This window comes from Sphingopyxis sp. 550B (assembly GCF_057401805.1).
The window spans coordinates 1,003,182-1,015,671 of the sequence record NZ_CM171610.1; the positions used below are offsets into that span (position 1 = coordinate 1,003,182).

Here is a 12,490-nt window from a genome sequence, read left to right on the forward strand (position 1 = left end):
AGGAGGATCGGCGTGGACGCGGCACAGGCGGTGCATGAAAAATTCCTCGCGGCGCTGGCGGCGGGCGCGCTGCCCGATCGCGCCGATGCCCCCGATCCGGGCGCCGTCGGCCTGTCGCGCGCCGAGGCGACCGACATCTTCCTGTCGCAGCTCACCAGCCGCCAGATGGACCGGCTGTCGCGCGCGCTGCAGGCGCGCGGCGAGGGTTTCTACACGATCGGGTCGTCGGGGCACGAGGGCAATGCCGCGGTCGCGGCGGCGCTGCGCGTCACCGACATGGCGTTCCTCCACTATCGCTCGAACGCCTTCCAGCTCCAGCGCGCGCGCCAGCTCCCGGGGCAGACGTCCGACTGGGACATGCTGCTGAGCTTCGCGGCGTCGGCCGAGGACCCGATTTCGGGCGGGCGGCACAAGGTGATCGGGTCGAAGCCGCTGTCCATCCCGCCGCAGACCTCGACCATCGCCTCGCACCTGCCCAAGGCGGTCGGCGCCGCCTTTTCGATCGGCATCGCGCGGCGGCTGGGGCGCACCGGCCTGCCGCTGCCCGACGACGCGGTGGTGCTCGCGAGCTTCGGCGACGCCTCGGCCAATCATTCGACCGCACAGGGCGCGTTCAACACCGCGGGCTGGGCGGCGTATCAGCGGACGCCGCTGCCGTTGATCTTCCTGTGCGAGGACAATGGTATCGGCATTTCGACGCGCACCCCCGACGGCTGGATCGCGGCGCAGTTCCGCCAGCGCGCGGGGCTGCACTATATCGCGTGCGACGGCAGCGACCTCGTCTCCGCCTATGCCGGGGCGAGGGAAGCGGCGGATTTCGCGCGCCGCACCCGCAAGCCGGTGTTCCTCCATATGCGCACGGTGCGGCTTTATGGCCATGCCGGGTCGGACGTGCAGGGCGCCTATCTGCCGAAAGCGCTGATCGAGGCCGACGAGGCGCGCGATCCGCTGCTGGCGGGCGCGGCGCTGATGACCGAACGCGGCTGGATGACCGCGGCCGAGGTCGCCGAGGCCTATGAGGAGATCGGCGCGACGCTGGCGCGGCAGGCCGAGGCGGCGATCCGGCGGCCGAAGATCACGACCGCCGCCGGGGTGATGGAAAACCTGATCCCGCCGAGGCGCGAGCGCGCGCGGGCGAACGCGCCGTCGGCCGAGGATCGCGCGGCGCTGTTCGGCGGCGACGCCGCGCAGATGGACAAGCCGATGCACATGGCGCGGCTGCTGTCGTGGGCGCTTGCCGACCTGATGCTCGCGCACGAGGAGATCGTCGTCGCGGGCGAGGACGTCGGGCCGAAGGGCGGCGTCTACAATGTCACAGCAAAGCTGCACCAGCGCTTCGGTTCGGCGCGCGTCGTCAACACCCTGCTCGACGAACAGGCGATCCTCGGCCTCGCGATCGGGCTGGCGCACAATGATTTCCTGCCGATGCCCGAGATCCAGTTCCTCGCCTATGTCCATAATGCCGAGGACCAGATCCGCGGCGAGGCGGCGACGCTCAGCTTCTTCTCGAACGGCCAATATGCGAACCCGATGGTGATCCGCATCGCCGGGCTCGGCTATCAGAAGGGGTTCGGCGGCCATTTCCACAACGACAACAGCCTGGCGGTGTTCCGCGACATTCCGGGGCTGATCCTGGCGGTGCCATCGAACGGCCGCGACGCGGTGGCGATGCTGCGCGAATGCGTGCGGCTGGCGCGCGAGGAGCAGCGGGTGGTGGTGTTCGTCGAGCCGATCGCGCTCTACATGACCCGCGATCTGCACGCGGAGGGCGACGGGTTGTGGACCAGCGTCTACGAGGCGCCGGGCGAAAGCGTGCCGATCCGGCTGGGCGAGCCGGGGGTGCATGGCGACGGGACCGATCTGGCCATCGTCACCTATGGCAACGGATATTATCTGTCGCGGCAGGCGGAAAAGCTGCTCGCCGCCGAGGGCATCGCGGCGCGGGTGATCGACCTGCGCTGGCTGGCGCCGCTCGACGCCGACGCGCTGCTCGCCGCGACCGGCGCGGCGGAGCGGGTGCTGATCGTCGACGAATGCCGGATCACCGGATCGCAGAGCGAGGCACTGATGGCGCTGTTCGCCGAGCGCGCGCCGGGCAAGCGGCTCGCGCGGATCGCCGCTTACGACAGCTTCATCCCGCTGGGCAAGGCGGCGACGCTGACGCTGCCGAGCCGCGATTCGATCGTCGCGGCGGCGCGGGAGCTTTTAGCCAGAGACTGATCCTCAAATCCGTTCGCCCTGAGCTTGTCGAAGGGCTGTCCTTGTTTTGAACCGAAGAGAGAAGAAAGAGAAGAACGGTGCTTCGACAAGCTCAGCACGAACGGAGGGCAGGATGACCGCGAACAAGAAGACCGCGATCGTCGTCGCGCCGGGGCGCGGCACCTATGGCAAAGGCGAACTGGGCAGCATCGCGCGGCTTCACGGCGCGCGCTTCGCCGGCCTCATCGCCGATTTCGACGCGCAGCGCCGCGCGCGCGGGCAGCCGACGGTGAGCGAACTCGACGGCGCCGACCGTTTCAGCGTCGCGACGCACATGCGCGGCGACGTCGCGGCGCCGCTGATCTATGCCGCGACGCTGCTCGACTGGCTGAGCATCGACCGCGAGCGCTACGACGTCGTCGCGGCGCTCGGCAATTCGATGGGCTGGTACAGCGCGCTCGCGATCGGCGGTGCGGTGTCGGTCGCCGACGGTTTCCGCATCGCCAATGCGATGGGGCTCAACAGCCAGGCGCACGGGCCGGGCGGGCAGATATTGCTCCAGATCGTCGATGCGGACTGGCGGCCGGTGCCGGGGTTGCGCAACACGCTGCTCGCGCTCGCCGCCGCGATCGACGCGCGGCCGGGGCATGCGCTGGCGCTGTCGATCGACCTTGCCGGGATGCTGGTGTTCGCGGGTAACGAGGACGGGCTCGCCGCGCTGCTGGCAGAGGCGCCGCCGACGCCGGGGCGCGACCCGCTGCGGCTCGCCGGGCATGGGCCGTTCCACACGCCGCTGATGGCAGGCAGCGCCGAACGCGCGCGCGCCGAACTGCCGGCGGCGCTGTTCGGCCGGCCCGCGCTGCCGCTGGTCGATGGGCGCGGGCATGTCTGGCGGCGCTTTTCCGCCGACCCGGCGATGCTTTGGGACTACAGCTTCGGGCACCAGATCCTCGCGCCCTATGATTTCGCGCTGTCGGTGCAGGTGGCGGTGAAGGAATATGCGCCCGACGTCATCATCCTGCCGGGCCCCGGCGACACGCTGGGCGGCGCGATCGCGCAGGCGCTGATCGGCATCGGCTGGCAGGGGCTGACGAGCAAGGCCGCCTTTGCGCGGCGGCAGGCGTCGGATCCGATCCTGCTGGCGATGGGCCGCGCCGAGCAGCGCGTGCTGGTGGCGGGGTAGAGCATAGAGCCATGAATCCGAACGATTGGGCGTGATGCAGATTTACGGCACGCCGCTTTAGGTTGCGGCCGGCGGAGGTGGAACCTCCTCCGCCGGCACGCGTGGGACGCACGGTCCAGGTGGGGTTGGGCCCGTGCAGACGAACGGCGACGCCGATGGGGACCAACTCAAGGGCGGACCGCCGTTCGATCTCCTTATAGGCGGGGCGCGGCGCCGCCGGCCGCGCCTGCGCCGAAATGGACCGGATTACCGCCGCGCGCGCCCTCCTGTTCGACGGTGAAATGCAGTCGCAGCAGCTCGGCGACGCTGGCGGCGCCGGCGCGGCGCATCATGCTGGCGCGGTGCACCTCGACGGTGCGCGGGCTGAGGTCGAAGCGCCGCGCGATCGCCTTGTTGCCGAGCCCGGCGGCGACCGCTTCCAATATGTCGCGCTCGCGCGGGGTCAGCGCGGCGAGCCGGGCGGCGGCCTCGCGGTGCCGCGCGGCGGCGCGTTCGCGTTCGCGCCACTCGTCGAGCGCCGCCTCCACCGTGCGGCGGACGAGCCGCGGGTCGAGCGGCGCGGGCAGCAGGTCGCGCGCGCCTCGTCGAAGCTGAGCCGCTCGGCGGCGACGAAGGCGATGAGGTCGCCGCGCCCGGCAATCCGGTCGAGCAGCGCGGCGCCGCTCGTCGGGCCGGGCTGGCGCCAGCGCAGCAGCAGGATGCCGCCGCGCGTACCGTCCTGCGCCTCCAGCCAGGCGTCGGCGCTGGCGAAGCTGCGCACCACGCGGTTGGCGCCGCGCGCCAGCAGCCGGAAACAGGCCGCGCGCTCGACCGGGTCGGGCAGGATGAGATGGATATGGCCGCCGCTGTCGCTCACGTCCGCGATGCTGCGGGCGGACGCCGGCAAAGCCCAGCGGGATTCGCTCGATTCCGGCGCCGATCCGAAGTGATCGCTGGGGCGCGGGGGTCAGGTGGGCTGGTTGTACATCTCCGTCGGCCCGGGATATTCGCGGCCGTCGTCGGCCCCGACCTCGCGCGCGACGAGCGCGTTGACCATCTTGTTGAGCCGCAGCACCTTCGCCTTGTGCTTCGGGTCGTTCGCGAGGTTGACCATCTCGCCGGGATCGGAGCTCGTATCGTAGAGTTCGAGGTCGTTCATCGCGGTCAGCGTCTTCCAGTCGGTCGGCGTGTGGTGATGCGCCGGCGCGAAATAGCGCGCGAACTTGTAGCGGCCGTCGTGGATGCCGCGGTGCAGGCGGCGCTTCGACAGATCGAAGCGCTTGCCGTAATCGGGCTCGCCCGACGGCAGGTTGGCGGCGCGGTCGGCCGCGACCGACGTCGGCTCCCAATAATGGGCGACCGCATAGTTGAAGAGATGCCCCTGCCGGTCGCGCTCGGTCGGCGCGGTGGGCGCCGCGAGCAGTCCCGAGACGTCGAGCCCGGGCAGGCCGGGGAAACGGGTCTTCTGCTCGTCCGCCGACAGCCCCGCGAGGCTCATCAGCGTCGGGGCGAGGTCGATCGCGCCCATCAGCCCGCGCGTCGTGCGCCCGCCCGCAAAATCGGGGTGGGCGACGATCATCGGGATATTGACCTCTTCGCGGTACATGGTTGCGCCCTTCTGGCGCATCCCGTGCGCGCCGGCGCGCTCGCCATGGTCGCTGGTGTAGATGATGATCGTGTTGTCGATCTGGCCGCTTTCCTTGAGCGCCCAGAGCAGCTGGCCGATGCTGCGGTCGACGTCGCGCAGGCAGTTGTAATAATAGTTGATGAAGCGGTGCCAGCTTTCCTCGTCGTCGTGGGGCATGGCGCCGTAGAAGAGGTCGTTGAGGCGGACGATCGCGCGATGCGCCTCGGGCTTGCCCGACAGATCGTCCTTGTAGAAGCTTTCGGGCAGGTCGAACTTGTTGTCGACCGCATAGAGCGGGTCGCCCGGCTCGCGGCGCAGAGGGCCCAGGATGTTGGGATCGGGGCGGCTTTCGGCCTGCTTGCCGGTCGCGTCATAGAACATGATGTCGTGCGGATTGACGAGCCCGACGACCTGGAACCAGGGTTTGCCGCCCGCCTTGTCCCGCTGCGCATAGTCGAAGATCGAGCGCGCCGCGTCGCCGGCGACGAACCGGTCGGCGCGATAGCCGTCCCAGGTCAGCCCGACCTCCTCGCCGTCGAAGCCGTAGTCGTGGAAGCCGTATTTCTCCATCGCATGTTCGGTGGTCGGATAGATGCCGCCCGGAATGCGCGTCCAGTTGCGGTCGAAGTTGATCCGGCTGAGGTGCCACTTGCCCTTGTAGCTGGTGTAATAGCCCGCGGCCTGCATCATGTGGCCGAGCGTCGGCATCGTCTCCGCCGCGACCGGATAGGGGGCGTTGTCGCTGTTGAGGAACAGCCCCGTCTGCTGGGTGTGGTGCCCCTGGAAGATCGTCGAGCGCGACGGGGTGCAGGGGGTGGTGTGAACGTGATAGTTTTCGACCAGCATCCCGCGTTCGAGCAGCTCGCGGTGCGCGGGCAGCTTTTCGAGCAGCCCCCTGGGATAGCTGGCGATGCTCTGTTCCTGGTCGGTGACGATCATCAGGACGTTCAGCTTCCGGCCGTTCTTCGCATAGGCTGGCAGCGCCAGCCCCGCGGTGGCGAGCGCGCCCATGCCGACGAACGTGCGGCGATCCAGATCCCAGGTCATCAGACTCTCCCGTATAGGTCCTTTTGCAGAAACAGAAAATCCCGCGGCGCCGGTCGGGGCGCCGCGGGACATGGCCGTCAGAATTTGACCGCGAAGTCGACCCCGAATTCGCGCGGCGGCTGATAGAATTGCGAGATCGGGGTCGCGCCGGCGTTGGTCGCGCCCGAAATCACCTTCTGGTCGGTGAGGTTCGAGCCGTAGAGGGTGACCTTCCACCGGTCGTCCTCGCCCGCGACCGCGATGCTCGCGTTGAGCAGCACGACCTCGTCGCGGTAATAGCCGGGCAGGTTGCTGCGGCCCCAGGTGTTGAAGCGCGACGAATAGCGCGCATCGCTGTGCAGCTTGATCTCGCCGAACGACATCGGGATCGCATAGTCGACCGCCAGGCTGCCGCTCCACTTCGGCGCGTTGGCGAGGTCGAGGCCCGACGAATCGGTCGGGACTGCGAAGGTGCCGTTGGGCACGCCGTTGATCAGGATCGGCTGCGCCGGACCGCACTGGCCGGGTTCGGGCGCCCCGTTGGTGAAGACGCCGTTCGTGTCCGCGCAGAAATCGGTATAGCGCGCGTGGAGATAGGCGAGGTTGGCCCCGATCGTGAGGCCGTCCGCCGGACGCAGCAGCGTCTCGACCTCGAAGCCGTAGATTTTCGCCGCGGCGATGTTGGTCGTGATATTCTCCGCGCGGACGGCGCCCATCTTCGTCACCGACCCCTGAAGGTCGCGATAATTGTTGACGAAGCCCGCGACGTTGAAGCGCAGCAGCCGGTCGAACAGGTCGGTCTTCGCGCCGACTTCGAAGGCGTTGACATATTCGGGGTTATAGGGGCCGACATTCTCCGCGATCGTGCCGCGCGAGTTGAAGCCGCCCGCCTTGTAGCCCTGCGAATAGTTGGCATAGACCATCGCGCTCGGCGACACGCGATATTCGACGGTCAGGCGCGGGGTGAATTCGGACCACGACGCCTTGAGGCTGGTCGCGAAGGACGAAAGCTGCGCGCCGCTGAGCAGCGATTGCATCACCGCCTGGGTATAGGCGTCCCCGGTCAGGTTCCCGACCGAGGTGGTATTCGTTCGCACCTGCGTCGCGATGTCGTATTTCTTGCTGTCATGGCTGAAGCGGCCGCCGATGGACAGCGTCAGCCCGTCGGCCGGATGCGCGTTGACCAGCGCGAACACCGCATAGCTTTCGGTGTTCTGGTGCAGTTGCGCCAACGTCGTCGTCGTGGGGGTCGCGAACACCGTATTGAACTGCCGCCACTTGTCGGTCTGGTAATAGAGGCCGACGACGAAATCGACCGGCTCGCCCGCCGGCGAGACATAGCGCAGCTCGCCGCTCTTCGATTCGCCCGAGAAATCGCGGATGACGTCGAGCGCCGGACGGGGATCGATCAGCCCGTCGAAGTCGCCACGCGTGACATAGGTCAGGTGGCGATAGCCGAGCACCGAGGTGATCGTGCCGTAGCCGACGTCGAGGTTCGAGGTCCACGACCCGCCATAGGTTTCGGTGTTGGCGTAGGGATCGAACAGCACCGCCGCCTTGCGGACGTCGGTCTTGACGACGTCGGGCAGCAGATCCCAGTTGGCATCGCCGTTGTCGAGGACGTGCGGCGCCGGACCGGTGGTCTTCTGCTTCAGCCAGTCGGCGACGATCGTCGAATCGAAAGCGCCGCCCCGGTCGAAGTTGAGCGCGCCGCGCACCGACTTCACATTGGCGCCGTTGAGGCGGTTGCCGGTGATCACGTTGCGGGCGTAGCCGTTATAGTCGCGGAAATTGACCGAGACCTTGGCCGCCAGCGCGTCGTCGGCGAAACGGCCCGAATTGAGCTTGCCGCGAAACTGCTTCAGCCCGAACGAGCCGAGCGTGACGCGCGCCTCGCCACCGAAATCGTCGGTCGGCCGCGCGGTGATGACGTTGATCGTGCCGGCGAGATTGTTCTTGCCGAACAGCACGCCCTGCGGACCCTTCAGCACCTCGATGCGCTCGACGTCGAACAGGTCGAGCATCGTGCTCGACACGAAGGGAATGTAGACGCCGTCGATGATCGTGCTGACCTTGGGGTCGGCGTTGGGATCGGGGTCCGCCGTGCTCATGCCGCGGATCGAGATCATCGGCACGTTGGCGACCAGCCCCTGCGTCTGCAGCACGACGTTGGGCGCGATGCCGTTGAGGCTTGTGATATTGGTGCTGCCGCTCGATTCGACCATCTCGCTGTTGAAGGCGGAGATCGAGATCGGCACGTCCTGCACGCTCTCGCTGCGGCGCTGCGCGGTGACGACGATGTCGCCGAAGCCGCCGCCCGAAGCGCCTTCGTCGGCCGACTGGGCGTGGGCGGGCGCGCTCGTCAGCGCGACGGCGGCGACCGAAAGAAACAGAAATGCGGTTTTCATCATGTCCTCCCTGATGGGCGGACGCACGCGCCCGCCCGCGCATTTGCGCGGCGGACCGTCATACGGCCGCTGCCTTGGTGGAACGGGAGTCCTGGGGGCTTTTTGCCTCTTCACTCGCGATGCGGCCCCGGCCTGTGTCCGGCGCCGACGGGTCTGCGATCCTCACGTCCCACGGCTCCATTAGCATAGGAAAAATATACTTCAAGTACTAAGTATTATCAGGATGAAAAAGGGGAAATCCCCGGAAAAGCGCTTGCTACATCGGGGGTGGATTGGCTACAAGTTAGATATCTAAGTATTTTGCGCGACTCCGCCCGGCGGGCGGGAGGCGCGTCGGGGGAGCGCGACGGTGCGAAAATCGAAAGGCGGCGACGAAAGGATGGCGGCGGCCCGGCGCGCGCTGCGCCCGAGTCGCTTCGCCGCGCGCGCCCGGCGCGGAAAGGCTGCCCGCCGATGATCGCGCCGCGCACGCTCTACGACAAGATATGGGACGCGCACGTCGTCGCCGAGGACGATGGCGAGACCTTGCTCTACATCGACCTGCACCTGCTGCACGAGGTGACCTCGCCGCAGGCTTTCTCCGCGCTTGCTGCCGCCGGGCGGCCGGTGCGGCGGCCTGCACTGGCGCTCGCGCTTTCCGATCATAATGTCCCGACCGAAGGGCAGGCGGGCGGGCCCGCCGCGGTCGCCGACGGCCAGGCGCGCGCGCAGATCGAGGCGCTTTCCGACAATTGCGCGCGCTTCGGCGTCGAGCAGTTCGCGATGGGCGACCCGCGCAACGGCATCGTCCATGTCGTCGGCCCCGAACAGGGGCGCTCGCAGCCGGGGATGACGATCGTCTGCGGCGACAGCCACACCTCGACTCACGGGGCCTTCGGCGCGCTCGCCTTCGGCATCGGGACGAGCGAGGTCGAGCATGTGCTCGCGACGCAGACGATCCGCCAGCGCCGCTCGCGCAACATGCGGATCACGGTCGACGGCGTGCTGGCGCCGCACGTCCACGCGAAGGACCTCGCGCTCCACCTGCTCGCGATGCTGGGGGTCGACGGCGCGACCGGGCATGTCATCGAATATGCCGGGTCGGCGATCCGCGCGCTGTCGATGGAGGCGCGGATGACGCTGTGCAACCTCAGCATCGAAATGGGCGCGCGCGCCGGGCTGATCGCGCCCGATGCGACGACCCATGCCTATCTGAAGGGGCGCCCGGCCGCACCGGCGGGGTCGGCGTGGGACGCGGCGCTGGCGCGCTGGGGCGTGCTGGCGAGCGACGAGGGCGCGCATTTCGACCATGAGCTGTGGGTCGATGCCGCCGCCGTCGGTCCGATGGTGAGCTGGGGCACCAATCCGGCACAGGTGGTCGGAATCGGCGGCCACGTCCCCGACCCGGCGCGCTTCGCCAGCGCCGAGGCGCGCGCCGCCGCGGCGCGGGCGCTCGCCTATATGGACCTGACGCCCGGGCAGCCGATCGCCGGGCAGCGGCTCGACCGCGTGTTCATCGGCAGCTGCACCAACAGCCGGATCGAGGACCTGCGCGCCGCCGCCGCGGTGCTGCGCGGGCGCCGCGTCGCGCCGCACGTCCGCGCGATGGCGGTGCCCGGATCGGGGCTGGTCAAGCGGCAGGCCGAGGCGGAGGGCCTCGACGCCGTCTTCCGCGCCGCGGGCTTCGACTGGCGCGAGCCGGGCTGCTCGATGTGCGTCGGGATGAACCCCGACCGGCTGCGTCCCGGCGAGCGCTGCGCGGCGACGTCGAACCGCAATTTCGAGAATCGCCAGGGGCGCGGCGGCCGCACCCACCTGATGAGCCCGGCGCTTGCGGCGGCGAGCGCGGTGGCGGGCGCGATCGCCGCGCCCGACGACCTCGACGCGCCGCGCTGAGCGGTGCGCCGGCGTTCAGCTTCGCTGCTCCACCCTCATCGCCTTTGGCCTATATGCCCATCGGTCAGGCAAGAGCCTGTTCCCCGGCGAAGGCCGGGGCCCGGATGGCGTAGCGCCGCCCCGCATGGACCCCGGCTTTCGCCGGGGGGACGATTCCGTGTCGGACCGGGATGATCGTCAACTTGTTTCCGGGGGCATGGATGCCGAAACAGGTTCAGCATGCCGAAGGAAAGGATGACTCCGTCGAAACCGGAATATTCACGAATCCCCGACCGAACGCGCCGCGCGGGCGGTCTCGAATCGGGCGATCGCGGCGGCGTGGCGCAGCGTGCGGTCGATGTCGTCGAGCCCCTCCATCAGCGTGCGCCGGTCATCGGGATCGACGGCGAAGGCCAGCGATTCGCCGGAGGCGAGGTCGATGCGCTGCTCGGCGAGGTCGACGGTGATCGGCGCGAACTGCGCCAGTTCGACCTCGCGGCGCAGCCGCTGGCACAGCGCGTCCGGAAGGCGGACCAGCAGCAGCCCGTTCTTGCGCGCATTGTTCGCGAAGATGTCGCCGAAGCTGGGCGCGATGACGCAGCGGATGCCGAAATCGGTGAGCGCCCACACCGCATGCTCGCGCGACGAGCCGCAGCCGAAATTGCGGTCGGCGATCAATATCTGCGCGTTCCGGCACGGGCCGCGGTTGAGGATGAACGAATCGCGCTCGGCGCCGTCGTCGCGGTAGCGCAGTTCGTGGAACAGGTGGCGGCCCAGCCCGTCGCGGGTGAGCGACGTCATGTAACGCGCCGGTATGACCATGTCGGTGTCGACATTGGCGAGTGGGAGCGGTGCGGCGGTCGCGGTCAGCCGATCGAATTTTAGCATGGCTCATCCTTTGAACTTAGGATACTAAGTATATCGGATCGGCGGCGCTGTCCAACCCTGCCGGCGCGCCGAAACTATTGCCGGACGAATCATAGGCCCCTACGGTCGGTTTCAGGTTCGTTCGATCAGGCAGGGTCCGCGCGCCCGCGGACCGATTGGGGGGAAGAGCATTGGCCAAGACGAATCCGACATTGCGCTATCCGGCCGAATATTTCACCAATCCGGAAAACAGCATCGGCTATCTCGCCCGCATCACCTTTCGCTCCTTTTCGCGCCTGCTCGAACGCGGCACGCTGTCGCACGGCGTGTCGTCGGGACAGTGGCGCTTCCTGCGCCAGCTGTGGCGCGAGGACGGCATCACCCAGCGCGAGTTGAGCGAGCGGGTCGGGATGCGCGAGCCGACGACGGTGGTCGCGCTGAAAGGGCTGGAGAAGGCCGGCTTCATCACGCGCCGCAAGACCGACGCGGACCGGCGCAAGACCTTCATCTATCTGACCCCGCACGCGAAGAAGCTGGAAATCCTGCTCGCGCCGATCAACGCCGAGGTGCACCAGATCGCGACGCGCGGGATGAGCGACGATGAGGTCGCGCAGTTGCAGGCACTGATGCGCCGCGTCATCGCCAACCTCGCCGACGAGACGGCGAAGCTGACGATCCTGTCGGACGCCAGCGCCTGATCCGTTTGTCGGCGGTTGCCCCCGCCCCGATTGAAGGTTAGAACACTAACCAATTTCGATCGGGAGGGACCATGACCCATATCGCAGTCATCGCCGGCAGCACGCGCGCCGGATCGTTCAACCGTGCGCTCGCCCGGCTCGCCGCGGCCCGGCTCGCGGCGCACGGCGCCGAGGTGGTCGAGGTCGATCTGGCGACCTTCGACCTGCCGCTCTATTCGGCGGCGCTGGAGGCGGAGGCCTTTCCGCCCGACGCGCTGCGCCTCAAGCAGCTGTTCGCGGCGCAGGACGGGCTGTTGTTCGTGTCGCCCGAATATAACGGTTCGGTGCCGCCGCTGCTCAAGAACGCGATCGACTGGGCGTCGCGCCCGACCGGCGACGAGGGGCTCGTCGCGCTGACCGCCTATCGCGGCAAGGCGACGGCGGTGATGGCGGCATCGATCAGCCCGTTCGGCGGGCTGCGGGCGCTCGCGCACCTGCGCCAGATCCTTTCGACCGTGCAGACGCTGGTGATTCCCGAACAGGTGCTGGTGCCGAACGCCCATGCGGCGTTCGACGCCGAAGGCGCGCTGAAGGATGCGCTGCCCGCGTCGCTGGTCGACATGACCGCGGCGCGGCTGGTCGCGGTCGCAGCCGCACTGGCGGGTTAGGA

General features: G+C 68.6%; 10 protein-coding genes. 5 read left to right on the top strand and 5 right to left on the bottom strand.

The features are described 5' to 3' along the window. The first annotated feature begins 12 nt into the window (after window positions 1-12). Both AC2S9W_RS04705 and AC2S9W_RS04710 read left to right on the top strand, forming a co-directional pair. Window positions 13-2,220 (top strand): dehydrogenase E1 component subunit alpha/beta, encoded by a 2,208-nt coding sequence (locus AC2S9W_RS04705; RefSeq protein WP_486571685.1) that lies wholly within the window; start codon window positions 13-15, stop codon window positions 2,218-2,220. 112 nt (window positions 2,221-2,332) lie between these two features. Further along, window positions 2,333-3,382 carry an ACP S-malonyltransferase gene (locus AC2S9W_RS04710; RefSeq protein ID WP_486571686.1) on the top strand — a complete coding sequence of 350 codons (1,050 nt, stop codon included), beginning with the start codon at window positions 2,333-2,335 and terminating at the stop codon, window positions 3,380-3,382. Between the two features lie 194 nt (window positions 3,383-3,576). On the opposite strand, the gene AC2S9W_RS04715 is transcribed toward AC2S9W_RS04710, so the two are convergent. The 4 genes from AC2S9W_RS04715 to AC2S9W_RS04730 all read right to left on the bottom strand — a co-directional run bounded on the left by AC2S9W_RS04715 (window position 3,577) and on the right by AC2S9W_RS04730 (window position 8,422). Beyond that, entirely contained in the window at window positions 3,577-3,909 is a 333-nt protein-coding gene (locus AC2S9W_RS04715; RefSeq protein ID WP_337180419.1) for a LuxR C-terminal-related transcriptional regulator, read from the bottom strand. Beyond that, the gene (locus tag AC2S9W_RS04720; protein WP_486571687.1) at window positions 3,825-4,238 is read right to left on the bottom strand and encodes a response regulator transcription factor; all 414 of its coding nucleotides are present in this window, start codon (window positions 4,236-4,238) and stop codon (window positions 3,825-3,827) included. Before AC2S9W_RS04720 ends, AC2S9W_RS04715 begins: the two co-directional genes overlap by 85 nt. Window positions 4,239-4,328: 90 nt before the next feature. Next, window positions 4,329-6,035 (bottom strand): sulfatase family protein, encoded by a 1,707-nt coding sequence (locus tag AC2S9W_RS04725; protein WP_486571688.1) that lies wholly within the window; start codon window positions 6,033-6,035, stop codon window positions 4,329-4,331. A 77-nt stretch (window positions 6,036-6,112) separates the two neighbouring features. Then, on the bottom strand, window positions 6,113-8,422 hold the full coding sequence (locus tag AC2S9W_RS04730; protein WP_169799692.1) for a TonB-dependent receptor: 2,310 nt from the start codon (window positions 8,420-8,422) through the stop codon (window positions 6,113-6,115). Between the two features lie 453 nt (window positions 8,423-8,875). Between AC2S9W_RS04730 and leuC the strand changes: the two genes are divergently transcribed. Further along, the gene (gene leuC / locus AC2S9W_RS04735; RefSeq protein ID WP_076073464.1) at window positions 8,876-10,297 is read left to right on the top strand and encodes a 3-isopropylmalate dehydratase large subunit; all 1,422 of its coding nucleotides are present in this window, start codon (window positions 8,876-8,878) and stop codon (window positions 10,295-10,297) included. A 258-nt stretch (window positions 10,298-10,555) separates the two neighbouring features. On the opposite strand, the gene leuD is transcribed toward leuC, so the two are convergent. Next, window positions 10,556-11,164 carry a 3-isopropylmalate dehydratase small subunit gene (gene leuD / locus AC2S9W_RS04740; RefSeq protein ID WP_076073465.1) on the bottom strand — a complete coding sequence of 203 codons (609 nt, stop codon included), beginning with the start codon at window positions 11,162-11,164 and terminating at the stop codon, window positions 10,556-10,558. 170 nt (window positions 11,165-11,334) lie between these two features. On the opposite strand from leuD, the gene AC2S9W_RS04745 reads away from it, so the two are divergent. Together AC2S9W_RS04745 and AC2S9W_RS04750 are read left to right on the top strand one after the other, a co-directional pair. Continuing rightward, window positions 11,335-11,841 (top strand): MarR family winged helix-turn-helix transcriptional regulator, encoded by a 507-nt coding sequence (locus tag AC2S9W_RS04745; RefSeq protein ID WP_076073466.1) that lies wholly within the window; start codon window positions 11,335-11,337, stop codon window positions 11,839-11,841. A gap of 71 nt (window positions 11,842-11,912) precedes the next feature. Beyond that, window positions 11,913-12,488: an NADPH-dependent FMN reductase gene (locus AC2S9W_RS04750; protein ID WP_104960226.1), complete on the top strand. Its 576-nt coding sequence runs from the start codon at window positions 11,913-11,915 to the stop codon at window positions 12,486-12,488. Window positions 12,489-12,490 lie beyond the last annotated feature (2 nt).

Coding starts and splice junctions, on each gene's coding strand:
- AC2S9W_RS04710 (WP_486571686.1), top strand. CDS start 2,333: ATGACCGCGAACAAGAAGACCGCGATCGTCGTCGCGCCGGGGCGCGGC.
- AC2S9W_RS04725 (WP_486571688.1), bottom strand. CDS start 6,035: ATGACCTGGGATCTGGATCGCCGCACGTTCGTCGGCATGGGCGCGCTC.
- AC2S9W_RS04730 (WP_169799692.1), bottom strand. CDS start 8,422: ATGAAAACCGCATTTCTGTTTCTTTCGGTCGCCGCCGTCGCGCTGACG.
- leuC (WP_076073464.1), top strand. CDS start 8,876: ATGATCGCGCCGCGCACGCTCTACGACAAGATATGGGACGCGCACGTC.
- leuD (WP_076073465.1), bottom strand. CDS start 11,164: ATGCTAAAATTCGATCGGCTGACCGCGACCGCCGCACCGCTCCCACTC.
- AC2S9W_RS04750 (WP_104960226.1), top strand. CDS start 11,913: ATGACCCATATCGCAGTCATCGCCGGCAGCACGCGCGCCGGATCGTTC.